19 protein-coding genes are annotated in these 25,092 nt (G+C 63.4%); 7 read left to right on the top strand and 12 right to left on the bottom strand.

Annotated features, from left to right (window positions below; genetic code table 11):
- Positions 1–1,188, top strand: coding sequence for a glycosyltransferase (locus tag NLN62_RS32700; RefSeq protein ID WP_254111548.1), 1,188 nt, complete (start codon positions 1–3; stop codon positions 1,186–1,188).
- Here the strand turns inward: NLN62_RS32700 and NLN62_RS32695 are convergent.
- Positions 1,185–2,756, bottom strand: a complete 1,572-nt coding sequence (locus NLN62_RS32695) for a hypothetical protein (RefSeq protein ID WP_156944977.1) — start codon at positions 2,754–2,756, stop codon at positions 1,185–1,187. The genes NLN62_RS32700 and NLN62_RS32695 overlap by 4 nt on opposite strands.
- 99 nt (positions 2,757–2,855) lie before the next feature.
- Positions 2,856–5,096: a M10 family metallopeptidase C-terminal domain-containing protein gene (locus NLN62_RS32690; protein WP_254111547.1), complete on the bottom strand. Its 2,241-nt coding sequence runs from the start codon at positions 5,094–5,096 to the stop codon at positions 2,856–2,858.
- A 188-nt stretch (positions 5,097–5,284) separates the two neighbouring features.
- Here NLN62_RS32690 and NLN62_RS32685 point away from each other — a divergent pair, with 188 nt between their 5' ends.
- A complete protein-coding gene (locus NLN62_RS32685; RefSeq protein WP_254111546.1) occupies positions 5,285–5,587 on the top strand; it encodes a hypothetical protein in 303 nt (100 codons plus the stop codon).
- A gap of 120 nt (positions 5,588–5,707) precedes the next feature.
- The gene (locus tag NLN62_RS32680) at positions 5,708–6,901 is read left to right on the top strand and encodes a CaiB/BaiF CoA-transferase family protein (protein ID WP_027528524.1); all 1,194 of its coding nucleotides are present in this window, start codon (positions 5,708–5,710) and stop codon (positions 6,899–6,901) included.
- A 102-nt stretch (positions 6,902–7,003) separates the two neighbouring features.
- Here the strand turns inward: NLN62_RS32680 and NLN62_RS32675 are convergent, their stop codons facing one another.
- The 8 genes from NLN62_RS32675 to NLN62_RS32640 all read right to left on the bottom strand — a co-directional run bounded on the left by NLN62_RS32675 (position 7,004) and on the right by NLN62_RS32640 (position 16,073).
- Positions 7,004–7,837 (bottom strand): outer membrane protein, encoded by an 834-nt coding sequence (locus tag NLN62_RS32675; RefSeq protein WP_027528523.1) that lies wholly within the window; start codon positions 7,835–7,837, stop codon positions 7,004–7,006.
- 136 nt (positions 7,838–7,973) lie between these two features.
- Entirely contained in the window at positions 7,974–9,491 is a 1,518-nt protein-coding gene (locus tag NLN62_RS32670; RefSeq protein WP_027528522.1) for a tripartite tricarboxylate transporter permease, read from the bottom strand.
- A gap of 11 nt (positions 9,492–9,502) precedes the next feature.
- The gene (locus NLN62_RS32665; RefSeq protein WP_254111545.1) at positions 9,503–10,045 is read right to left on the bottom strand and encodes a tripartite tricarboxylate transporter TctB family protein; all 543 of its coding nucleotides are present in this window, start codon (positions 10,043–10,045) and stop codon (positions 9,503–9,505) included.
- Positions 10,046–10,157: 112 nt separating this feature from the next.
- A complete protein-coding gene (locus tag NLN62_RS32660) occupies positions 10,158–11,099 on the bottom strand; it encodes a tripartite tricarboxylate transporter substrate binding protein (protein ID WP_254113775.1) in 942 nt (313 codons plus the stop codon).
- A 193-nt stretch (positions 11,100–11,292) separates the two neighbouring features.
- Positions 11,293–12,090: an enoyl-CoA hydratase/isomerase family protein gene (locus NLN62_RS32655; RefSeq protein ID WP_027528519.1), complete on the bottom strand. Its 798-nt coding sequence runs from the start codon at positions 12,088–12,090 to the stop codon at positions 11,293–11,295.
- Between the two features lie 123 nt (positions 12,091–12,213).
- Positions 12,214–13,413, bottom strand: coding sequence for an alanine--glyoxylate aminotransferase family protein (locus tag NLN62_RS32650; protein ID WP_027528518.1), 1,200 nt, complete (start codon positions 13,411–13,413; stop codon positions 12,214–12,216).
- A gap of 124 nt (positions 13,414–13,537) precedes the next feature.
- A complete protein-coding gene (locus tag NLN62_RS32645; protein WP_254111544.1) occupies positions 13,538–14,821 on the bottom strand; it encodes an MFS transporter in 1,284 nt (427 codons plus the stop codon).
- A gap of 49 nt (positions 14,822–14,870) precedes the next feature.
- Entirely contained in the window at positions 14,871–16,073 is a 1,203-nt protein-coding gene (locus NLN62_RS32640) for an alanine--glyoxylate aminotransferase family protein (RefSeq protein ID WP_027528516.1), read from the bottom strand.
- A gap of 132 nt (positions 16,074–16,205) precedes the next feature.
- Here NLN62_RS32640 and NLN62_RS32635 point away from each other — a divergent pair, with 132 nt between their 5' ends.
- The 3 genes from NLN62_RS32635 to NLN62_RS32625 all read left to right on the top strand — a co-directional run bounded on the left by NLN62_RS32635 (position 16,206) and on the right by NLN62_RS32625 (position 20,447).
- Positions 16,206–16,943 carry a GntR family transcriptional regulator gene (locus NLN62_RS32635; RefSeq protein WP_254111543.1) on the top strand — a complete coding sequence of 246 codons (738 nt, stop codon included), beginning with the start codon at positions 16,206–16,208 and terminating at the stop codon, positions 16,941–16,943.
- Positions 16,944–17,050: 107 nt separating this feature from the next.
- Complete coding sequence (locus NLN62_RS32630; RefSeq protein ID WP_254111542.1) at positions 17,051–20,026, top strand: FAD-binding and (Fe-S)-binding domain-containing protein; 2,976 nt, start codon at positions 17,051–17,053, stop codon at positions 20,024–20,026.
- Positions 20,019–20,447 (top strand): heme-binding protein, encoded by a 429-nt coding sequence (locus NLN62_RS32625; RefSeq protein ID WP_254111541.1) that lies wholly within the window; start codon positions 20,019–20,021, stop codon positions 20,445–20,447. Before NLN62_RS32630 ends, NLN62_RS32625 begins: the two co-directional genes overlap by 8 nt.
- Positions 20,448–20,873: 426 nt before the next feature.
- Here NLN62_RS32625 and NLN62_RS32620 read toward each other — a convergent pair whose 3' ends face one another.
- Together NLN62_RS32620 and NLN62_RS32615 are read right to left on the bottom strand one after the other, a co-directional pair.
- Positions 20,874–21,656 carry an enoyl-CoA hydratase/isomerase family protein gene (locus tag NLN62_RS32620; RefSeq protein WP_254111540.1) on the bottom strand — a complete coding sequence of 261 codons (783 nt, stop codon included), beginning with the start codon at positions 21,654–21,656 and terminating at the stop codon, positions 20,874–20,876.
- A gap of 139 nt (positions 21,657–21,795) precedes the next feature.
- On the bottom strand, positions 21,796–23,886 hold the full coding sequence (locus tag NLN62_RS32615) for a molybdopterin-dependent oxidoreductase (protein ID WP_254111539.1): 2,091 nt from the start codon (positions 23,884–23,886) through the stop codon (positions 21,796–21,798).
- Between the two features lie 225 nt (positions 23,887–24,111).
- Here NLN62_RS32615 and NLN62_RS32610 point away from each other — a divergent pair, with 225 nt between their 5' ends.
- Positions 24,112–25,086: a tripartite tricarboxylate transporter substrate binding protein gene (locus tag NLN62_RS32610; protein ID WP_254111538.1), complete on the top strand. Its 975-nt coding sequence runs from the start codon at positions 24,112–24,114 to the stop codon at positions 25,084–25,086.
- The last annotated feature ends 6 nt before the right edge of the window (positions 25,087–25,092 follow it).

The following is a 25,092-nucleotide window of genomic DNA, read 5'->3' as shown; positions in this document are numbered from 1 at the left end:
ATGCTTGAGCAGGCCATCGAGGTCGGTGGTGGATTCCAGCAGCCCCTGAACGATGTGCTGTGGCTACGCGACTGGGCGACGGAATCCGGCAACGAGATCATCGTTTACTCGCCCTACGAGCAAACCTTGACGGTTCTAAAGAACTTCGGCATCGACGCGCGCCTGCTGAAATTTCGCGCTATCGACTACGCCTTCCTCTTCCTGAAATATGTCGGGCCGTTCGATCTGGTGCAGATCGCGCTGCGCCTGAAATCGCCGTTCGAGCGCGCCCTGGTCCGCGACGGGATCGACGTCGTGCACTTCACTTCGACGTCCAAGCGGCATCTGCTGCTGCATCAGCTTCCGTTCATCATCACGATCTTCGACGGCTGCCATCGCGACGCGCCGGAATTTCCGGAAGTGCGGGCGTTCGGCGAGTTCGAGCGGCGCGAGATCCTGTTTGGTCTTGCGAGCATGAAAGCGGTACTGGTCGTCGTCAATGCTCCAGAGCTGATCGACGACCTGTGCAGGCGCTACGCCATGGAGCGTGAGCGCGCGGTATGCATTCCTTTCTCCCCGTCGACCTATGTCTCGAAATCCGCGCACGACGACAGAGCCGCGGATGAGGCCGTCCTGAGGAAATATCGGCTCGAGCCGGGCTATCTGTTCTATCCCGCCCAGTTCTGGCCGCACAAGAACCACGCCACGCTGCTGGCCGCCCTCGCACTGCTACGCGAACAGGGCCGCGCAGAGCGGCTGGTTTTGTGCGGATCGGACCGCGGCGGACGCGAGAAGGTCGACAAGGCGATCATCAGCCACGGCCTCTCAGAGCAGATCTCGATCATCGGCTTCGTCGAGTCGGCCGAACTGGGCGCCCTGTACCGCGGGGCCGCCGCGCTGGTCATGCCGAGCTATTTCGGCCCGACCAATCTGCCGCCGCTGGAAGCCTGGGCGGTCGGAACGCCTGTCATCTATCCCGAGGCGTTCAAGGCGCAAGCCGGCGACGCGGCGATCCTGTTCGACTATGACGACCCGCGTTCGCTGGCGGACGCCATCATGAGCCTGCGAGCCGAGGGGACGCGCGAACGGCTGCGCCACGCAGGCGAAAAGCGGCTACAGCAGTTCGCCGAAGAAACTGAATTGGGACGTAAGCAGTTCGCGCGACGCATGGATCGACTGAAACATCGCCTTGCGCTAACGCAGCGCTAGGTCGGAACGGCATCCATCAAGCGACCCCGGACGCGCTCGCTCAGAAGCGGACTCGCGACAAGGCCTACCGCAATGAGCCAAATGGCGCATTTTGCAATGAAATGCGCAAAACCTGCCGCCGGCAGAAGTGAAGCGATCAGCCCTCCCAAGCTCCATCCCGGCACCACGATCGTGAGAGCAACAGCAGCGAGGAACGCCGCGTGTCGAAACGGATGACGTAAGGTCTGGCCCATGATCATGAGCGCGAGGAGGCCGAACTGAACAAGGAAATCGCTCACAACAATCGCGCAAGCCGCACCAATCGGACCGAGCCGAGGGATCAGTATGAACGACAAGGCGAGGAAGACAACAAGCTGCGAGCCCTTGCTGCGGACCAGCAGATCGCGACGGTCGCTATAGTTGGCGAAGGCAAGCGCCAACAGCGATGGAGCAACAGCGACAGACCCGAGCAACAGTATAATTGCAAGCGATGCATCGTAGGGAATATTGCCTCGGGTCCAGAGCGAAAAGAAGTCGGGCCAGAACGGAAGCAGGCCCGCCACCATCAAGCTGGCAGTTGCCGTGACGATTACGGAGCCGAGAGAATAGATGCGACGCAGGCGGTCCTTGTCGCCGATCGCATAGTCATGGCCAAGTTCGGCGGCAATCGGCAAGGCGATCTGCGTGCAAAGTCCTCGCACCAGGCCTGCTACCACGCGTGTCAGCCCCCATTGCGCGACCAGTTCCCGGTCTGTGACGAAGGCGCTGACCAGCAGCACAGGAGCGTTCACAATCGCCAGTTCCGAGAGGTTGGCTACAGCAAACGGAAAAGCCGGCCCAAACTGCCCAATGCTCCACCGCCACGACCGCACGTCCCCACCGCGCCGCAGATAGGGAAATAAGCGTGGCGCATCGAACACAACAAGAAAGAAGGCAAGCAAGACCTGGGTTGAAACGAAAGCGACTGCCACGGCGAGTAAATGGCCGAAAACAGCGACGGCAACGATTTGCGCAATCTGACCGAGCAACAGCGCGAGGTTTTGCAGCCAAACGGCCCGGCCATACCTGCCACGCGCGCGATAAAGGCCAGATACGAGATTCGAGGGCAAGACAAGCAGCATGCCCAAGATCATCACCAGCAGAGCGGAATCAAACGTGACGGTCGCATGAAATCCGAGCACCGCGGATGGAGGCACGATCCGCGTGGCGATAAGCAGCAGCGCCCCCAACACAATGACCAAGCCAAAGTAGATTCGTAGCATACCGGAATAGAAGCTCGCCGTTCTGCCATCGCAATCGACGGAGGATTTGAAAGCGAGAAACCGATTGATGGCTCGGAGCTGAAGTCCTGCGTCGGCAACGACAATGAGGCTTCCCGCGGCATAGATGGCGAGCCAAGCCGCGAGCGCATCACTGGTCCAAAAATGAAGAAACACCGGAATCAAAAGCAGCTGCTGGACCAGAACCAGAAGGATTTGAACGAGGTTCGCCGACCAGCCATGGATCAGACGCCGCAACCGACCGCCGGAGTTCAGCGCGTCCCCTGCGGCCGGCGCCTTGCTTGAAATGTTGATTTCTGTGCCGGACAAGCCGTAACCTTCCTTGAGATAGGGCCAGCCCGGCAACTTAGCGGCGATTCGTCCGGCGGAAAATGTTCGCCGAACCTCGGTTCCGCACGAGATGAATTCTCACTTGATCAGGAAGTGATCTTGCAACGAGGCCAATATGTGAGATTCAATCGTCCCAATCGCTTCATTCGCGTGAATTGTCGGCTGGGATGCAATCGCCTGCCAGTAGCCATGCAACCCATCGTCCTGCGGATGGTCAAACCAAACGCCTGCTTTGAACCCGGCGAATAGGTCCGCGGATTGGCCGTTCGTAGCAAAGCTCTCGCGAAACATGAAAGCGTCGCTGGGCGCATTCAAGAATGTAGTCCCCGAGGAAGCCGGAACACCGATTGTTCCATCTCCGTTGAGGTCTTGTTGGAAGGTCGACTCCAAATTCTCAAACGTCGTGCTGGTACCCGACATACTCCCTGTGTTGGATGCTAGGTTGCCATTACTGTCCGTTGTCCAGACTGTGTAAAGGCCGCTATCGGAATCCTTCCAGGCGACCTTGTAACTCGTCCCCACCTGCTCCGCTGCGATCGGAGCCCAGCCCGCATAAGCACCAGCAACAACCGCAGCTCCGCCGTTCTTTAATTCGGGACCAGTGCCGCCAGCCACCGGGTTCAAGTAATAGTTGCTTCCCGTCCTGACCAGGCTCGTTGAGCCGAAGGATTCGATGACGGTACCCGATGTTCCGGGGACGCCAATAACGCCATCGCCGTTCAAATCTTGATGGAAGGTCGTCTCGTAGTTTTCGAGCGTTGAGCTCGTGCCCGACATGCCGCCGGAGTTCGACACGAAATTGCCGTTGGCGTCGGTCGTCCAGACCGTATAGGAACCGCTGCCGGAATCCTTCCAGGCGACGAGGTAGGTGCTCCCGTTCTGCTCCGCACCAATCGGAGCCCAACCACCATACGCTCCAGCAATAACTGCGGAGCCGCCATTCTTGAGTTCCGGGCCGTTGCCGCCGGCAACTGGATTCATGAAATAGCTGTTGCCACTCTGGACCAGGCTTGTCGCACCTAGCGCCTCGATGACAACAGGCGCGACCTGGCTGATCAGTGTGGTGTTCGAGACCGTCCCATCGGCAAACTGGAAATTCTCCACGCCGGTGACAGTATCGGTGCCATCGGGCACGCCTGAGCGTTGGTCTGCGATTGTGAACGTCTGGCTGTTCGCGTCGTAGGTAATGACGTAGTTCGCCTCATTGCCCGAATACACCGCGGTATCAGTCCCCACGCCACCGATGATGGTGTCGTTGCCGCCGCCGCCGGTGATGGTGTCGTTGCCCGAACCGCCATTCAGCACGTTGGCGATGGCGTTGCCGGTCATCGTGTCGTTGCCGGTGCCGCCGATGGCGTTGTCGATGTAGGACCGGGCGTCGTTATTGTAGAGATAGGCGTTGTAGACGTTGCCTGCCGCATAGTGGCCGTTGCCGAGATAGGCCAGTTGCGTGCTTGAAAACACCGACGATGCGCCGGGGTTGAGATTGATGGTCAGGTTCGTCGTATAATTCGACAGGTCGTAGGTATCGACGCCACCACCATCCCAGATCGTCTCGTAGATGCGGTTGGCCGAACCACCGACTCCGCCGCCCGGCGCAAGCTGCGCGACGCCGTTGATGAATTCCTGTCCGGTGGTCGGGCTCCAGGTATAGACGGTGTTCTCGTTGTGGGTCGTGTAGTTCGCGCCGTACATCGTTTGCAGCGCGAGGATATCGTTCGCCATATAGGTCTGCGGATACCCATAGGACTCGTTGGTGTAGCCGGTCAGCGGCCCACCGACATAGCTGCGGTAGCTCATGACGGTGTATTCGGAATCGTCATGCGCACTCGGCACCGCGACATTGGCGGGGCCGCCGGTCTCCTGGCTGTGCTTCAGGCCGAAAGCGTGACCGAGCTCGTGCAGCGCGGTCGCGAAATAATAGTTGCCGAGCGAGGCCTGCGAATAATCGTATGCGGTTCCGAACCAGACGTCGCCGCCGGACGCATAGCTGTTCGGATAGTAGGCGTAAGAGGTCGGATTGGCGGCCGGCGACTGCGCCACCATGATATCCGCGCCGTTGGTCCCGGCGTACTGGATGGTGGCGTTGGTGTAGCTTTGGATCAGCCCGATCGCGTAGTTGACCGCAGCCTGCATCTGGCTCGGGGCCTGCGAGAAGCCCGACGTGGTCGGCTCGCCGTTACCCCCGGTGTAGGGGCTCGGATAGTCGCTCGAGGAATCCGGAAAGCTATAGGTAATCGTGCCGGTCCATCCATAGCCGGACAGCATTCCATCGATGTCAGCGTTGCCGGTTGCGCCGATAGTAACCGCGGTGGCCAATGATCCTCTCCCGGGAACGCCGACACGCGTCTGATTCGCGGTGCCGCGCCAATTCTAGAGGCTCGTTTTATACGTTTGGTTTAATTTGGGTAGGTTGTGCGAAGCCGCCCTGATAACGACTTGTTAATCCGTCTTGCTGTGTTTACACGGGGTCGGACGTGACCACCGCGGCAATCTTGAGGTAACCCATGGGACCGTTCCGCCCTGCGGCCGGCCTTTTCGTGGCCCTCGCCGCGCTCGCCAGCCCGGATCACCCGTTCCTGGAGGGACAGCCTGTCATGGTCAGCAAAGCCGAGGCGCAGGAAGCTGGAAAACCCGGGCGCGCCGCAATCATGCCGCCCGCGCGCGATCCCTCCATCGCCGTCGCCGAAGAGTACGAGCTTGCTCGCCGAAAGGGAACGGCCGAGGCGCTGGAGCTGTTCATTGCCCGCCACGGCGACGACCCGCTCGCGGAAAAGGCTCGCGCCGACCTGAAGCGCCTGTCGCGCTGAACCGGGCGCCATCGCGCGTCAGCCCCACGTTTTCGCCGACGACACCAGCGCCCAGCGAGGCTTGCCGCCTGATCGCTGGGCACTATGGTAGGCGCGCAATTCGCTCCGGAGCTCGCACAAATGCCCTTCCCGCATGCCTCACAGGCCCTGTCGCGCTTTACCGTGCTCGATCTGACCCGCGTCCGGTCTGGTCCCACTTGTGTGCGACAGCTCGCGGACTGGGGCGCCAACGTCATCAAGATCGACGCCCTCACGGAGGATGCCGGCGGCGAGCAGCCGGGTGGACCGCGGCACGGGGCGGACTTCCAGAATTTGCACCGCAACAAGCGGGCGATGACGCTCAATCTGAAGGACCCGAGGGGGCTGGAGGTGTTCAAGTGCCTCGCCGCCAAGGCCGACGTCGTGGTCGAAAATTTCCGACCCGACGTGAAGAAGAAGCTCGGCATCGACTATGAGAGCCTGCGCGCGATCAACCCGCGCCTAGTTTATGGCAGCATCTCCGGCTTCGGCCAGGACGGCCCTTACCACAAGCGGCCGGGCTTCGATCAGATCGCGCAGGGCATGGGCGGCCTGATGTCGATCACGGGGGCGCCGGGCGGCGGTCCGATGCGAGTGGGCATTCCCGTCGCCGATCTCACGGCCGGGCTGTTCTGTGCCATCGGCATTCTCACTGCGCTGCTCGAGCGCGACGTCTCCGGCGAGGGCCAGTGGGTGCAGACCTCGCTGTTGCAGGCGCAGATCTTCATGCTCGACTTCCAGGCCGCGCGCTGGCTGGTGGAGAAGGAAGTCGCCAAACAGGCCGGCAACAATCATCCGACCAGCATTCCGACTGGTGTGTTCAAGACCTCCGACGGCTACATCAATATCGCTACCACCGGCGGGCGGATCTGGGAGCGCTGCGCGCAGGCGATCGGCGCGCCCGAGCTCGTCGCCAATCCGGACTACGTGACGGCGCCCGCGCGCTCGAAGAACCGCGATGCGCTCAACGCCGAGATCGAGAAGCGCACGGTCGCGAAATCGACCGAGACCTGGGTCAGGGAGCTCAACGAGGCGGGCGTGCCCTGCGGGCCGATCTATTCGATCGACCAGATGTTCGACGATGCGCAGGTCAGGCATCTCGGCATCGCGCAGGACGTGCCGAACGCGGAGAACCGTCACATCCGCCTGGTCGGCCAGCCCGTCACGCTGTCGCGCACGCCGAGCACGATGGTGGCACGGCCGCCGGAATTCGGCGAGCAGACCGACGAGGTGCTGGCCGAGTTCGGGTTCAGCGCCGATGAGATTGCCGGGCTGCGCCAGGCAAAGGTCGTGTGAAGGCTATAGGGCGAGCACACATGCGAGCGGCGCGAGATGCAACGCCCCAAATGACAAAGCCCGGCGCAGGCCGGGCCTTGCAGCAGGACTTCAGAACGGAGATCAGTACTTCGCGACGACCGGGCCGCCACCGAACTGATAGTTGACGCCGACACGGAGGATGTTGTCGCGGAGCGCCGAGGAGTAGGAAACGCCGGCGTCGGTCCGCCGTGGGACCAGGATGGTCGTCGCAATCGGTCCGGTGCTCACTGAACCGAGATCCATGTAGAGGTATTCGAGCTTCGCGGTCCAATTGCCGCCGATCTTGCCTTCAACGCCAGCCCCCACGGTCCAGCCGACTTGCGTCGACGAGGTGCCCGGGAAGGTCACGGTGACGGGAACGCCACCGACGCCGTTTCCGGTGACGCTGCCGCCAGTCTTGAATTCGCCATAGGCAAGGCCGCCGGTCCCATAGAGCAGGATGCTTGGCGTGACGAGGATACCGGCGCGGCCGCGCACGGTACCGAACCAGGACAGCTTCTGGGTCAGCGTGGTGGTGATGTCGGTGGTGCCGCCGTTCGCGCAACCGACGCAGACAAGGTTGCTGGAGCCCTTCTGGTCGCTGCCCTGAATGTCGGCTTCGAGGCCCAACACCCAGTTCTGGACCTGCCAATTGTAGCCGACCTGACCTCCGCCGATCACGCCATCGACATCGTTGCTCGAGGTATTGGTGAACAGCGTGGCGCCCGTTGCCAGATTCGAAATGTCGACAGAGTTGCTCGACCGGCCCCAGCCATAGCCGATATTGCCGCCGACGTAGAAACCGGTCCAGCCATAGACAGTCGCGACAACCGGCGGCGCCTTGACGTAGGGCTTGGGCGCCGTCAGATCGGCAGCCATCGCGCTCGTTGCAAGCAGCGAAACAACCGCCGCGACGCCAATCGTCATGCGCTTCATGTGAGTCCTCTCTGCACAAGTTCGCGATCAGAGTACTCGCGCCGGCTCCCGATGGCTGTTACGCATCGGCAACAGGACGATCGAGGAGCACGGTCAGCTACGACGCGCAGTTGGATTTTTAGGTTTATCGCGCCATTTATCGAGACGTTGACGTCCCACCCTGCGTCAACCCGACACGCCCGATCAGACCATCGATGACGGGCCAGAACAGCAGGAGAATCGCCAGCGTCGTGATCGAGCCGACCAGCCCGTTCGACCAGAACACCCTGAGGTCGCCACCTGAACCGATCATCGACAGGCGGAAGGCGTCCTCGGCGCGATTGCCGAGCACGAGCGCCAGGGTGAAGGGCGCCAGGGGAATGCCGATCTTCTTGAAGACGTAGCCGACGACACCGAAGCCCAGCATGAGCCAGATGTCGAACATCGCATTCTGGATGGCGTAGGCGCCGATCGCGCAGGACACCACGATCATCGGCGCGACCGCGGCGAAGGGCACGCGCAAGATCGAAGCAAAGATTGGCACCGTGGTCAGCACCAGCACGAGACCGACGACATTGCCGAGATACATCGAGGCGATCAGGCCCCAGACGAAATCCTTGTGCTCGACGAACAACAACGGCCCCGGATTGAGGCCCCACACCATCAAACCGCCAAGCAGGATGGCCGCCGTTCCCGAACCGGGGATGCCGAGCGCGAGCATCGGCAGCAGCGCCGAGGTGCCGGAGGCGTGCGCGGCCGTTTCCGGCGCGAACACGCCCTCGATGCGCCCCTTGCCGAAGCTTTGGGGATCCTTGGCGAAGCGCTTGGCGAGATTGTAGCCCATGAAGGAAGCAGCGATCGCGCCGCCCGGCGTGATGCCGAGCCAGCAGCCGATGAAGGAGGAGCGTAGCAGCGTCACCCAGTATTTCGGCAGATCCTTCCACACCGAGAGTACGATGCGCAGCGAAATGCTCGCGGCGTGCCCGCGCAGCGCCAGCCGCTCCTCCATCGTCAGGAGGATCTCGCTGATGCCGAAGAGCCCGATGACGGCGACGAGGAAGTTGATGCCGCGGAGCAGCTCGGCGGAGCCGAACGTCATGCGCAATTGGCCGGATACGGTGTCCATGCCGATGCCGGCGAGCAAAAGGCCGAGCGACATCGAAATGACGGTCTTGTGCTTGGCCTCGCGCCCCAGACCGACGAAGGAGCAGAAAGTCAGGAGGTACACCGCGAAGAACTCGGGAGGGCCGAATTTGAGCGCGAAGGACGAGATCAGCGGTGCGAGGAAGGTGATCAGCAGCACCGCGACCAGCGAGCCGACGAAAGAGGAGGTGAACGCCGCGGTGAGCGCTTCCGCCGCCCGGCCCTGCTGTGCCATCGGGTAGCCGTCGAAGGTGGTCGCCACCGACCAGGCCTCGCCGGGGATGTTGAACAGGATCGAGGTGATGGCGCCGCCGAACAGTGCGCCCCAATAGATGCAGGAGAGCATCACGATCGCCGAGGTCGGATCCATCGTGAAAGTCAGCGGCAGCAGGATGGCGACGCCGTTGGGGCCGCCGAGCCCCGGCAGCACGCCGACGAAGATGCCGAGCACGAGCCCGACCATCATCAGGACCAGCGTCTTCCAGGTGAGCAGGACGGCAAAGCCGTGGACGAGGAGACCGAACGCTTCCATCGTTGGCAGCCCTAGAAACCGAAGGCCGCTTCGAGCGGTCCCTTCGGCATGATGACGTCGAAGGCGACGTCGAAGGTGACGAATATGATCGCCGTGAACACAAGAGCGGTGAGCAGCGACTTCCACAGCGCAATCTTGCCGATCAGCCGCATGAAGCCCGCGATCAGGAGGAGGCTCGCGACATAGAGTCCGAGGAACTGCGTCACCAGGCAGAACAGAAGCGTCGGCGCGAACACCGCCATCACGCGGCGGGTCTGCGCGCGGGTAACGAAGGGTTCGCTTCCCGCACGCCGCGCAAGCAGCGCCGCGACGAGGCCATAGAGGCTTCCACCGGCGAGGACGACACACAGATAGAACGGGAAGTAGCCAGGCTCGGGCCCGGTCGAATCCCAGGAAATGCCGGTGCGCCAATTGTCGTAGCCGAGCGTGGTGGCGAGCACGAGCAGCAGGAGGCAGACGACGATCTCGATCGTGCCGGAACTGACGACGGAGGGGGAGTCGTCTTCAGGCGCGGTCGGATCGTCGACGACGATTTCGATATCGGTTTGAGACATGAGCGAACAACAACCACTGCGGCCGATCCCTCTCCCCCGCTTGCGGGGAGAGGGTTAGGGTGAGGGGGAGTCTCCACGGGGACGGTGAGAGCTGGACCCACGGAGAGTCCGGCTACTTCGCAACGAACCCCGCCTCCGTCATCAGCGACTTGTTCAGCGCGTCGTCCTCCTCGAGGAACTGCACCATGTCCTTGCCGGTGAGGAAGATCGGCTTCAAGGCCTGCTTCTCCATGTAATCCTTGTACTCGGGCGTCTGCGTCACCTTCTGGAAGAGGTCGACATAGAAAGCCTGCTGCTCCGCCGTGACCTTGCCGGGCAAGAACATCGCGCGCAGCATCAGGTACTGGATGTCCAGCCCCTCCTCCTTGCAGGTCGGGATGTCGTGCCAGGACTGCGTCTCCGTCACCTTGGTGGTGTAGGAGATGCGCTCCTTGTCGAATACGCAGAGCGCTCGCACCTGTCCCGCGCGCCAGACTTCGAGATTTTCGCTTGGGTTGTTGACGTTGGATTCGGTGTGGTTGCCGACGAGCTGGGTCGCGGCCTCGCCGCCCGATTTGTAGGGCAGATAAGAGAATTTCGCGCCGGTCTTGTGCTCGAGGAAGACGGTCAGCACGTGATCCTCGCGCTTGGAGCCGGTGCCGCCCATTTTAAACGGGGAGCTTGCGGCCTTCGCCGCCTCGATGAACTCCTTCACCGATTTCGGTCCCGCCGCGTTGTCCCACAGCACGAACTGGTCGAGCGCGATCACCGAGACCGGCGTCAGTTCGCGCCAGTTGAACGGGATCTTGGCCGACAGCGGCAGCATGTAGATCAGCGAGTAGGCGATCAGCACCTTGTTCGGATCGCCCTCGCTGGACTTCATGTACATCAGCGCTTCGGCGCCGGAGGCACCGCCCTTGAGCGACACCACCATCGGCTGCTTCATCAGATTGTTCTTCTGGATCGCGGCCTGCATCATGCGCGCCATCTGGTCGGAGGCGCCGCCCGCACCGGCTGCGACCACGATTTCGACAGGCTTGGTCGGCTCCCAGCCGGCGAAGGCCGGCGCGCTCATCAACAGGGCCGCCGCAGCTCCGACGGCCTTCACTGAAATTCGCACGAGTTTCGTCCCCTGGTTCTTATTGGCTTTGTGATGCCGGGAAATCTATCGGTGCATTGTGCGGACTTATACTGACGAGTTCAAGCTTGCGGACATTCCGCCGCATATGACTTTCGGCTGACGGAACGCGCGCAAACAAACGGGGGGCCTACTTGCCCTTCCAGTTCGGCGCGCGCTTGTTGAGGAAGGCATCCATGCCCTCGCGAAAATCTTCGCTCATATAGGCCTTGAGGATCAGATCCTCGCCTTCTTCACGCGACAGCGTGCGACGAATGCGGCGCACTGCCTCCTTGGTGGCTTCCAGCGTGAGCGGCGCGTGACTTGCGACGAGCTTGGCAGTCTCGTCGGCGCGGCGCTGAAGCGTCTCGACGTCAGGAACGACCTCATTGAGCAGGCCGAGCGCCAGGGCCTCCGGCGCCTCGACGAGGCGCGCCTTGAAGATCAGGTCCTTGGTGCGGGCAGGTCCCACCAACGAGACGACGCGGCTGATGTTCGACATCGACAGGCAGTTGCCGAGCGTGCGCGCGATCGGAAAGCCGATGCGGGTGGATTCCGTGCCGATGCGAATGTCGCAACAGGCCGCAATCCCTGCGCCGCCGCCGGTGCAGGCCCCCGCGATCGCCGCGATGACGGGGACGCGGCACTGCTCCAGCGTGCCGAGCACGCGATCGATCCGCGCCTCGTAGTCGAGCGCATCCTGCGCGGTCTTGAAGGCGCGGAACTGCGAGATGTCGGTACCCGAGGCGAACGCCTTGTCGCCGGCGCCGGTCAGGATCAGTGCCTTGATCGAACGATCTGCATTGATGGCCTGGCAGATCTCCGCCATGCGCTCATACATGGCAAAGGTCAGCGCGTTGCGCGCCTGCGGACGATTGAAGGTGATGCGCGCAATGCCGTCCGTGACGGAGTAGAGCAGGTCTTCGCTGGCAGTCACGGGTGCGTTCATCGCGCGCTCTCTTTCTTCACTGGAGCATGATCCGGAAAAATGTGCAGCGGTTTTCCGAAAAGATCATGCTCAAAAAAATAAACCCCAAAGCGCGATGACTACTCATCGCGCTTTAGATTGAGTTCAGGCGACTTGAGCCTTGGTCATCGGCACCGCGTCGCGTCCCTTGAGGACGTCCATGGCCGCCAGCACGCCGCCGCTCCGATGCGGGACCTTTGCAAGATCGAGGCCCATCTCGACGCCGGACAGCGTGCCCATCAGCATCAGATCGTTGAAATGGCCGATATGGCCGATCCGAAACACCTTGCCCTTCACCTTGTTCAGGCCGGTGCCGAGCGACATGTCAAAGTTCTCGAGCACCACTTTGCGGAAATTGTCGGCGTCATGACCCTCGGGCATGCGCACACCCGTGAGCGCCGGCGAATGCGCGTTGGGATCCGCGCACTGCGTCTCCAGGCCCCAGACCTTGATCGCCGCGCGCGTCGCGGCGCTATGGCGCTTGTGGCGGGTCCAGACGTTCTCTAGCCCCTCCTCTTCCAGCATCTTGACCGCCTCGCGCAGGCCGAAAAGAAGGTTGGTCGCGGGCGTGTAGGGGAAGGTGCCGGCCTTGTTGAAGGCGATGACCTCCTGCCAGTCCCAATAGGAGCGCATGCCCTGGTTAGACTTGGCGACGGCCAGCGCCTTCTCGGAGACGGCGTTGAAGCCAAGGCCCGGTGGCAGCATCAGGCCCTTCTGGGAGCCTGCGACCGAGACGTCGATGCCCCAGGCATCGTGCTCATATTCCATCGAGCCGAGGCCGGAGATGGTGTCGACCATCAAGAGCGCCGGGTGCTTCACGCGGTCGAGGATCTTGCGCACCTCCGCGGGCGGCGTCACGCAGCCCGTCGAGGTCTCGTTATGCACGACGCAGACCGCCTTGATCTCGTGCTGCTTGTCGGCGGACAGGCGCTGTTCGATCTCGGCCAGATCAGCGCCATGGCGCCAGTCGCTCGGGATGAAGTCGACGTCGAGCTTGAACTTGTCGGCGATGCCGCGCCACAGCACGGCGAATTGGCCGGTCTCGCACATCAAAACCTTGTCGCCGGGCGAGAGCACATTGACCATCGCCGCTTCCCAGGCGCCGGTTCCGGAGGAGGGATAGATGATTACGGGCTGCTTGGTGCGGAAAACCCGCTGCATCGCGGCCAAAACGGCAAAACCGATCTCGGCGAACTCCGGACCGCGGTGGTCCAGCGTCGGCATGTCCATCGCCCGCAACACCCGGTCGGGCACGTTGGTCGGTCCTGGAATCTGGAGAAAATGCCTTCCAGTATGCACGGTCATAGGCGTCCTTCCCGGTCTAGCCTTGGTTTTGATGGCCGCCGAATAGCACCATTTGACGGGCTTGTCCCCCTCTCCTAGGGGCCTCCCATGCATAACCGGCGACCCCCGCCCGGACGCCCTCCCCCTACTCCGCGGCAACCACCTTTCCGGTCGGCACGCGCCCCTCGATCTCCGTGAACGGACGCTCCGGGTGCATCAGGAAGGCCGAGAAGCCGCCGAGCAGCAAGAGCCCCATCGACATCAGGAACGGCAGGTACCAATTCCCGGTCGCGTCGATCACGAACCCCGCGACCAGCGGCGACACGATGGCGGCGAAGGCGGACCCCGTGTTCATGATGCCCGATGCGGTGCCGGAATATTTCGGGGCAATGTCCATCGGGATCGACCACATCGGACCGATCACCAGCTCCGCGCAGAAGAAGCCCGCCGACAGACAGAGCGCGACGACCGTGATGTCATGGATGAACAGGATCGGCAGCAGCGACAGAAGCGCTCCGGCAAATCCCGTAACGGTCACGCTCAGCCGCGCGAAGCGAACATTGCCGGTGCGATCGAGAATCCGATCCGACAGCACGCCGCCGACGCTGTCGCCGACCACGCCGGCGAAGAAAACGCCCGAGGCGAACAGCGCCGAGTTCTTGATGTCGAGATTGTAGCTGTTCTTGAAGAACAGCGGCAGCCAGTTGAGATAGAGCCACAGGCACCAGCCGTAGCAGAAATAGGTCAGCGTCACCGGCCACATGCGGGCGAGCAGCGGCCCCCACGGCACGCGCGGCCGGTCACCGACGGGACGCGGCGGCAGCGCTGCGAGCTCGGTTTCCGTGATCGAAGCATGCTCCTTCGGCTCGTTGCGGAAGTACCAGACCCAGATGAAACCCCACACCAGGCTCACGAAACCAAGCACGACGAACGCGCCGCGCCAGGTCAGCCAGAGGATCAGCAGCGCCACGACGGGCGGCGTTATCGCATTGCCCAGCCGTGCGAAGGAGTGAGTGAGCCCTTGCGCAAAACCGCGGCGGTTCGCGGGCGTCCAGTATTGCATCGCGCGCGTCGCAGTGGGGAAGGTCGCACCCTCGCCGAAGCCGAGGGCGAAGCGCGCGATGAACAGCGCGGCAAGACCGTGCACGAAGCCGGTCATCATCGTCGCCACGGCCCAGATCATGCCGCACCAGAACAGCGTCTTGCGCGGCCCGAAATGATCGCCAACCCAGCCGCCGATCACCTGGAACAGCAGATAGGGATAGGCGAAGGCAGAGAAGACGAGGCCGAGCTGAGTGTTGGAAAGACCGAGCTCCTTCTGGATCTCGCCGGCTGCCGTGCCGATGTTCACCCGGTCGACATAGGTGATGAAATACATCGCACAGAGCATTGCCAGCACGACATGCGTGGCCTTGAACCGAACCTTCATCTCCACCCTACCCTATCTGTTGTTCTGGATTGTCGGTGCGCGGCCCATCCTAGGTGCCGACCACTTTCAGGTGCGGTGAGGAATTGCTCTGCGTGCGCTGCTCGAAGTACTTCATCGCGGCATCGACGCCGCCGGAGCGGTGCGGGACGCCGGCAACGGAAAGCCCCATCTCTACACCGGTCAGCGCGCCGAGCAGCGTCAGCTCGTTGCATTCGCCGAGATGGCCGATCCGGAAGACCTTGCCGGCAACCTTCGACAGGCCAGCGCCGAGCGACATGTTGAAATTGTCGAGCACGGTCTTGCGGAATTGATCGGCGTCATGTCCGGGCGGCATCAGCACCGCCGTCAGCACCGGCGAGAATTCGCTGGGCTCCTGGCACAGCACTTCGAGGCCCCAATGACCGACGGCGGCGCGCGTCGCCGCCGCAAGCCGCTGATGCCTGGCGAAGACGTTGTCGAGGCCCTCGTCGAGCAGCATCGCGATCGCCTCGCGCAAGCCATAGAGCAGGTTCGTCGCCGGCGTGTAGGGGAAGAAGCCTTTTGCATTGGGCTTCAGCATCTCCTCCCAATCGAAATAGGAGCGCGGCATCTTGTTGGTCTTGGAGGCAGTACGAGCCTTCTCCGAGATCGCATTGAAGCCGAGGCCGGGCGGCAGCATGAAGCCCTTCTGCGAGCAGCTCACGCTGACATCGACCTTCCACTCCTCATGCCGGTAGTCGACCGAGCCGAGCGAGGAAATGGTGTCGACCATCAGGAGCGCCGGGTGGCCAGTGCGGTCGATCGCGGCGCGGATGTCGGGAATCCGGCTGGTTGCGCCGGTCGAGGTCTCGTTGTGGACGACCATCACCGCCTTGATCGTGTGCGCCGTATCCGCCGTGAGCCTGGCTTCGATCTGGGCGGGGTCGGCGCCACGGCGCCAATCGCCGGGGATGAAATCGACCTCGATGCCGAAGCGTCGCGCCATCTGGCGCCACAGGGTCGCGAAGTGGCCGGTCTCGACCATCAGCACCTTGTCGCCCGGCGACAGCGTGTTGACGATCGCAGCCTCCCAGGCGCCGGTCCCCGAGGACGGGAAGATCACCACCGGCCCTGACGTCTGGAAGATTTTCTGGCTGCCTTCGAGCACGGCGCGGCCGAGTTCGGCGAACTCCGCGCTCCGGTGGTCGATCACCGGCATGTCCATCGCGCGCAGAACGCGGTCGGGCACGGGGCTCGGGCCTGGAATCTGGAGGAAATGGCGTCCTTGGTGCATGAAAACCTCCGTATGGGCGGACCGTGGCCGGCTCATCCACTATTTTGCATTCATTTTTTGTCCTTTCAATCTAAATTTGGTATTCGATTGTGGACGTCGACGCCACGCAAACGGCAAACTACTGTCCTGCATATGAAATCCACGATTCCCGAAACCGGGGTTCCGATCGCCCACCCGGCCGGCAATGGCGGCGACCGCCAGGAGGCCTCGCTCCACGGCGAGATCCTGCTGCGGCTGCGCGACTATGTGGTGGAAGGCAACATCCCCGAGGGCGCACGCGTTCCGGAGCGGCAGCTCTGCGAGATGCTCGGCATCTCCCGCACGCCCTTGCGCGAAGCGCTCAAGGTGCTCGCCGCCGAGGGCCTGATCGAGCTTCTGCCCAACCGCGGCGCGCGGGTGCGCCAGCTCAGCCAGCGCGATCTCGAGGAACTCTTCGACGTGATGGCAGGCCTGGAAAGCCTGGCCGGACGCCTCGCCTGCGAAGCCATTACCGATGATGAAATCGCCGAGATCGAGCGGTTGCATTACGAGATGTATGGCCACTATCTGCACCGCGACATGCCCGGCTACTTCCAGACCAACCAGCGCATTCACGAATGCATCGTCGCAGCCGCGCGCAACGAGACGCTGAAGGCCGCCTACGCCAACTTCGCAGGGCGGATCCGCCGGATCCGCTACTCGGCCAATTTCGCGCGCAAGCGGCAGCGCTGGGGCGAGGCCATGCGCGAGCATGAGGCCATCCTCGACGCGCTCCGCCGCCGCGCCGGGAGCGAGCTCAGCGACATCCTGTTCCAGCATCTGCGCAACAAGCGGACGGCCGCGATCGAGCACCTGACCGAGCCCGATGGGGATATGCCGGTATCGCCCTAATGGGCGGCCAGCTTGCCCACTATGAATTCACAATGTAATCGGTCTCAGACAATAATGAATAATCCAATGCGGTGGGACAGCCCCGTTGGATCACCTCAGGATCAGGGATGATGAACGCCTCATCGCTCGAACGGCGCCTGCGCTCAGAATTGACCGGCGACGTGCTGTTCGACGCCTTCAGCCGCGGCCGCTATGCGACCGACGCCTCGTTCTATCAGATCACGCCGGCCGGCGTGGTCGTCCCGAAGACCATGGACGAGGCGCTGCGGGCGCTGGCCATTGCCCGCGACGGGGGCCTGAAGGTGACCCCGCGCGGCGGCGGCACCTCGCAATGCGGCCAGACCATCAATGACGGCCTCGTCATTGATGTCTCAAAGCATCTGAACCAAATCCTCTCGCTCGACGTCCAGGACCGCACCTGCGTGGTCGAGCCCGGCATCGTGCTCGACGATCTCAACCGCCAGCTCAAGAAGCACGGCCTGTGGTTCCCGGTCGACGTCTCCACGGCGTCACGCGCCACCATTGGCGGCATGGCCGGCAACAATTCCTGCGGCGGCCGCTCGCTGCGCTACGGCACCATGCGCGACAACACGCTGTCGATGGAAGCCGCGCTTGCCGACGGCACGATAGCTGGCTTCGGCGAGGTCCCGCGCGATCTCGCTCAAGTGAACGCCGGCGACAGCACGCTGACGCTGTTCCGCGACATGCTCGATCTCGGCGCGCGCGAGGCCGACGAGATCGCGGACAGGTTTCCGAAGGTGCAGCGCCGCGTCGGCGGCTACAACCTCGATGCGCTCACTCCGCGCAATGCACCGAACAACATGGCGCATCTTCTGGTCGGCTCCGAAGGCACCCTCGCCTTCACCACCAAGGTCGAGCTGAAGCTCTGGCCCGTGATCCGCAACAAAGCCCTCGGCGTCTGTCATTTCGGCAGCTTCTACGAGGCGATGGATGCGGCCCAGCATCTGGTCAAGCTCAAGCCGATCGCGGTCGAGCTCGTCGACCGCACCATGATCGCGCTCGGGCGCGACATCGCGATGTTTCGGCCCATCATCGGCGCCGCCATCAAGGACGATCCGGATGCGGTGCTGGTGGTGGAGTTCGCTGAGGAGGACCAGGCGACCAATTTGCAGCGCCTGAAGCAGCTCGCTGAGCTGATGGGCGATCTCGGCTTCGGCTGGACCAACGACAAGCGCAAGTGGGGCGGCGTGGTTGATATCACCGAGCCCGCCCTGCAAAGCGGCATCGCCGATTTCCGCGCCGCCGGCCTCAACGTCATGATGTCGATGAAGCAGGAGGGCAAGCCGGTTTCCTTCGTCGAGGACTGCGCGGTGCCGCTGCCGCACCTCGCCGATTACACCGCGCGGCTGAACGAGGTTTTTGCGAGGCACGGCACCAGCGGTACGATGTATGCGCACGCCTCCGAAGGCTGCCTCCATGTGCGGCCCGTGCTGAACCTGAAGCTGGAGAAGGACGTGAAGGCGATGCGCGCCATCGCGGAAGAAGCCTTCGCCATGGTGCGCGAATACAAGGGCTCGCATTCCGGCGAGCATGGCGACGGCATCGTGCGCTCGGAGTTTCACGAAACGATGTTCGGCGAGCGTCTCGTCGCGGACTTCAAGGAGGTCAAGCGGCGGTTCGATCCAGATGGCGTCCTCAACCCCGGCAAGATCGTCGATGCGCCCAGGATGGACGACCGCTCGCTGTTCCGCTATCGACCGGACTATCGCGTCACTGAGCTGAAAACCAAGCTCGACTGGTCTGCCTGGCCCGGTGCGGGCGGTGGCTTCCAGGGCGCGGTCGAGATGTGCAACAACAACGGCGCCTGCCGGAAGCTCGAGGGCGGCGTGATGTGTCCGTCCTATCGCGCGACACGCAACGAGAAGGACGTCACCCGCGGCCGCGCCAATACGCTACGGCTCGCGATCTCCGGCCAGCTCGGCCCCAACGCACTTTCCTCCGACGAGATGATGGAGACGCTGAAGCTCTGCGTCTCCTGCAAGGCCTGCCGCCACGAATGCCCGACCGGCGTCGACATGGCCAAGATGAAGATCGAGGTGCTGGCGGCGCGCGTTGCTTCTCGCGGTTTGACGCTGCGCGACCGGCTGGTCGGCTATTTGCCGCGCTATGCCGGCCTTGCCGCGCGCTTCGCGCCGCTTGCGAACCTGCGCAATCGCAGCGCTCTGCTGCGAAGGCTGTTCGAGGGTTTTGCAGGTATCAGCGCGCGCCGCGCCCTGCCCGCCTTCCGCAGCGATGTGTTTGCACCGCCAGCGGAAGCGGTCGGACCTGTGGATGGCCGCGAGGTCGTGCTGTTCGCCGACACGTTCAATCGCATCTATGAGCGGGAAAACCTCGACGCCGCGCTGCGTGTGCTCGTCGCTGGCGGCTATCGCGTGCATCTGCCAAAGCCCGTGAGCGGCACCCGGCCGCTCTGCTGCGGCCGTACGTTCCTGTCCGCAGGTCTCGTCGACGAAGCGAAGGCCGAGCTCAGCCGTCTCGTTGAGGGCTTCACGCCGTTTGCCGCGCGGGGCGTGCCGATCATCGGGCTCGAGCCGAGCTGCCTGTTGACGCTGCGCGACGAGCTGTTGTCGCTGCGCAAGGACGATGACGCCAAGGCTGTCAGCGCCCACGCCCTCACCTTCGAGGAGTTTCTGGTGCGCGAGGCGGAGGCCGGTCGCCTGCAACTGCCGCTCGGCGCGATCGCTGGGAAGGCGCTCGTGCACGGCCATTGCCACCAAAAATCCTTTGGCGCGTTCAAGCCGGTCGAGCAGGTGCTGCGCCTCGTTCCCGGCTTGAAAGTCGAGACCATCGAGTCGAGCTGCTGCGGCATGGCCGGCGCCTTCGGCTATGGCGCGGACACTTACGATGCCTCGATCGAGATGGCCGAGCTGTCGCTGCTGCCGGCCGTGCGGCGCGCGGACCAGGCGACGCTGGTGGTCGCCGACGGAACTTCCTGCCGGCACCAGATCCAGGACGGCGCGCAACGCGACGCCCTGCATGTCGCGCGCCTGCTCGCCATGAGCCTCGATCGCGCCAACGCAAATCCGACAACCTCACCACACAAGGACATTCCAAATGGCTGAACTCACCCTCGACACCGCCCGCAAGATCCTCGACGCCGCCTTCGCGAAGGCCGCGGAGCTGAAGCTGAAACCGCTCGTCGTCACCATCCTGGATGCGCGCGGCGTCCTCAAGCTCGCGGCTGCCCAGGACGGCACCAGCCTGATGCGCGCGGAGATCGCCCACGGCAAGGCTTATGGCGCGCTCGCCATGGGCATGGGATCGCGCGCCCTGTTCCAGCGCGCCCAGGAGCAGGCCTATTTCATCGACGCCGTGAACACCATCGCCAAGGGCGCGCTGGTGCCGGTCCCCGGCGGCGTGCTGATCCAGGACGGCACCACCCTGCTCGGTGCCGTCGGCGTCTCCGGCGACACCTCGGACAATGACGAAGCCTGCGCCGTCGCCGGCATCACGGCGGCAGGATTGAAGGCTAACGCGGGCTGATGATCGTAGGTGGGTAAGCGCAGCGTAACCCACCACTGTTTGTCTCCGCTGAAGAAGGAGGCGGGTTACGCTGCGCTAACCCACCCTACACGTGACGGCCAAACAAAAACTCGAAAACAACCCCATGCAAAGTAGCCGATGGCGCCGGCGCATTCTGCTGATTTTCCGAAATCCATTGACACGTCGGGCAAATAGGGGGTAAAACGTCACCATCGGAAAATCCGCAATACTTGGCATCGTCACCCTGAGGTGGCCGCTCCGTCAGCGGCCCTCGAAGGGCGACGGCCCGCTCCCAACGCGAGGACATCGCAATGCGCGGATGCATCCGGGCCGTTCATCTTCGAGGCTCCCGGCGCAGTGCGGACGCACTGCGCCGCTCGCACCTCAGGGTGACGGAACTCACAGCGCGATCACGTCACTTCTCTCTCACCGTCCCGTCCACGACGGCTTGCGCTTTTCGCTGAACGCTTTCAGCCCCTCCTTGGCGTCCTCAGTCATCGCGAGCAGCGCGATCTGGCTTTCGGTATAGGCGATGCTCTCGTCGAACGACATCGAGGCGATGGCACGCATGGCGTATTTGCCGCGGCGGATCGCGGTCGGCGACTTGTCGACGATACGGCCGATCAGCCAGTCGACCTTGGCGTCGAGCTCGGCCGCGGGAACGACATAGTTCAGCAGGCCCGCCGCTTGCGCAGCCCTGGCATCGAACGGCTCGCCTGTCAGCGCCCATTCGTTGACGAGCCGCGGCGGCGCGATGTTCTGCAACAGGCTCAGCACCTGCATCGGGAACACGCCGACCTTGACCTCGGGCAGGCCGAAGATGACGTGATCGGCGGCGACTGCCATGTCCGTCATGCACAACAGGCCCATGCCGCCGGCCATGCAGACGCCACCGAGGCGCGCGATCGCAGGTTTCGTCGCATCCTGCGACAGCCGCAACAGATCGGCGTAGTCGACGTTGGGCCTGGAAAAGTCCATCGCGAAGGCGGCGCCGGAGTTCTGCAAATCGGCGCCGGCACAAAACGCCTTGTTGCCCGTCCCGGTCAGCACGATGACGCGGACATCCTTGTCGTCATGCGCATCGCGATAGCCCTTGGCGATGCCGGCGATGACGTCCCCATTGAGCGCATTGCGCTTCTCCGGACGGTTGATGCTGATCCAGAACGCCTGCCCGCGCTTCTCGGTGATGACACTGCTCGTATCGGTCATGGCACGCTCGCCTGTTTGCTCTTGCTTGCCCGACATTTGCGGCAGGTCGGACGGCGGGCGCAAGCGCAATCTACCGACATCGCGCTGCTTTAGCGCCTCGACGCAACTTTGCGCCGCGATGGTGGCAGTGACGCGCGCCTTAGGCAGTGGCAGCCTTCTTCAGCCAGACCTTGTTGTCGTGGAACGGCGCGCCACCGATCGGCGCGATCGTGTCCGCACCGGTCAGCACGTTGATGCCACGACCACCCACGTGGTGCTTGTTCGGATGGACGGATTCCGCGATCAGCACGCCGCGCTGCACGCCGTCGAACAGCGTTGCAATGAGCGTCGTCTGGCCGCGGGTGTTGCCGAGCGTCACGGCATCGCCCTCGGCGATGTCGAGCGAGGCTGCATCCAGGGGATGGACCATCACGCTCGGCTTGCCCTCGCGGGCCTGCGAAGACGGCGTCTCGTTGAAGGTCGTGTTGAGAAAGCTGCGCGAGGGGCTCGTCGCCAGCCGGAACGGATGGTCCCGATCGGCCTCTTCGATCACCGCCCAATGATCCGGCAGCGACGGCATCTTGTCGAAATCGCCCATCATCAGGCCGAACGGTGGATGCGCCCAGTCGGCCTTGAAGTGGAATTTCTTGTCGGCATGCGCAAAACCGTCGAGGAAGTGCGAGGTGCGGAAATCCGGCTGGAGATCGCGCCAGATATCTGCTTCGAGCGCCTCGATATCGCCGTGGCCGCTCAGCTTCAGCGTCGCATCGATCAGTTCGCGCGACGACATCTCGAAACCCCGGTGCTCGGCGCCGAGGCGCGGCGCAAGCGCCTGCAACACCTCGTGGTTGGAGCGGCATTCGCCGGGCGGGTCGATGAGCTTGGAGCCGACCGAGATGTGCTGGTGGCCACCGCCGTAATAGAGATCGTCGTGCTCCATGAACATGGTCGCCGGCAGCACGATGTCGGCCATCAGCGCCGTTTCGGTCATGAACTGCTCATGTACCGCCACGAACAGGTCCTCGCGCGCAAAGCCCTGGCGCACCAGCACCTGCTCCGGCGCGACCGTCACCGGGTTGGTGTTCTGGATCAGCATCGCCTTGACCGGACCCTTGCCCTGCAGGGCTTCGGAATTACCGGTCAGGATGCGGCCGATCTGGGACTGGTCGAGCGCGCGCGTATCGCGATCGATCGCGTCGTGGCCTTCGATGATGGATTCGTCGAAGTGCCACAGCGCGTAATTGTTGAAGAAGGCACCGCCACCCTCATATTGCCAGGCGCCGGTCACCGCGGGAATGCAGGCCGCGGCATGCATCTGGGCCGCACCGTTGCGGCTTCGGCTGAAGCCATAGCCGAGGCGGAAGAACGTCCGCTTCGTCTCGCCGACCGCCTTCGCAAAGGCCTCGATCTCGGCAACCGGAACGCCGCAGATCGCGGACGCCCATTCCGGCGTGCGCGTCTTCAGATGCGCTTCGAGCTCACCGGGACAATCGGTGTACTTGGCCATATAGGCGCGGTCGGCATAGCCATCGCGGAACAGGACATGCATGACGCCGCAGGCGAACGCGCCATCGGTGCCGGGACGCAGGATGATCTTGATGTCAGCCTGCTTCACGGTGTCGTTGTTGTAGATGTCGACCGCGGCGATCTTCGCACCGCGCTCCTTCCGGGCGCGGGAGGCGTGCGTCATCACGTTGACCTGCGTGTTGACCGGGTTGGTGCCCCAGATCACCACGAGGTCGGAGACACCCATCTCGCGCGGATCGACGCCGGCGATCTTGCCGGCGCCCACCGCAAAGCCGACGCGAGCGACGTTCGCGCAGATCGTCGAATAGAAGCGCGAATATTTCTTCACATGCGTGAGGCGGTTGAGGCCGTCGCGCATCACCAGCCCCATTGTGCCGGCGTAGTAATAGGGCCAGACCGCCTCGGCGCCGAATTCGCGCTCGACCGCGTTGAAGCGATGCCCGATCTCGTCCAGCGCCTCGTCCCAGGAGATCCGCGCAAACTGGCCCGAGCCTTTCGGCCCGGTGCGACGCATCGGATACATCAGCCGCTCGGGGTGATGAATGCGCTCCGCATAGCGCGCGACCTTGGCGCAGACGACGCCCGCCGTATAGGTCTGCTGTTTCGAGCCGCGGACGCGACCGATGCTCCGGCCTTCGATGACCTCGACGTCGAGCGCACAGGCCGACGGGCAGTCGTGCGGACAGGTGGAGTGACGGATCGCGATCTTGGCGTGCTGGTTCATGGCCAACTTCGTAACATCAAAGCACCGGCCAGCCGAGCGCATTTATCCGGGATTGCCCATGCAAATAGCGGGGCCGAGCCGGCCTGTTCCGGACGCGGCCACCCCGGAAACCGCGCAATATTCCTGGTCAAGATTCCTGGCTGGGTCGACTTTGTGAGGCGTCGACAGGCTGCTTGGCCTGTCGCTACAGTGCGCGCCAACAAGAACGACATCAGGGAGGCGGGCATGACGAGCCCAAAATTCGCGCTGGCATTGGCCGCTGGGCTGCTCACCCTATTCTCCGCGCCGTGCTGTTTCGCGCAGGATTATCCCGCACATGCGGTCCGGATCATCGTGCCCTTCGGCGCCGGAGGTCCTGCGGATGTTGCAGCGCGGTTGATCGGCAATGCTCTCCAGGAAAGTTTTGGCCAGCCCTTCGTGATCGAGAACCGCACCGGCGCCGGCGGCGTCATCGGTACTCTGGAGGCCGCGAAGTCGCAGGCCGACGGCTATACGCTGTTGATGATGTCCAACACCCAGACCGCGAACGAATCGCTGCTGACGCCGGCGCAGCGCAAATACGATCTGATGCGCGACCTCGCGCCGATCGCGCCGGTGAACTATTCCGATCTCGTCATCGTCGTTCATCCCTCGGTCCCGGCGAAGTCGCTTCAGGATTTCATTGCGCTCGCCAAGTCGCAGCCGGGCAAGCTGAACTACGCGTCATCAGGACAAGGCACGCCCTATCACATGGCGGGCGAGCTGTTCAAAGCCATGGCCGGGATCGACGTCGTGCACGTCCCCTATCGCAACAGTGGCGAGGCGCGCAGCGGCGTGATCGGCGGGCAGGTGCAGATGATGATCGACGCTGTCCCGGCGATGGCTCCGAACGTGACGGAGAACCAGGTGCGCGCGCTCGCGACCACCGGCAAGCAGCGCTCCGCGGTGCTGGCGAACGTTCCGACCGCAGGCGAAGCCGGCGTCCCCGGCTATGAGGCAACCATCTGGCTCGGCCTGATGGCGCCGGCGGGCACGCCGAAACCGGTCATCGACAAGCTCAACGCCGCCGTGACGGCACTGGTGAAACGGCCCGACATCGTCAAGCTATGGAAGGAACAGGGTGCCGTGCCGATGGCGATGACGCCAGACGAGTTCGAAAAATTCCTGCGCGGCGATATCGTCAAATGGGCCGATGTCGTCAAGAAATTCGACAGGTCCTGAGGTCGT

It is taken from the genome of Bradyrhizobium sp. CCGUVB23 (genome assembly GCF_024199885.1).
Taxonomy (GTDB): Bacteria; Pseudomonadota; Alphaproteobacteria; order Rhizobiales; family Xanthobacteraceae; genus Bradyrhizobium.
The sequence above is the reverse complement of the archived record's forward strand: the minus strand, read 5'-3'. Positions and strand labels throughout refer to the sequence as shown.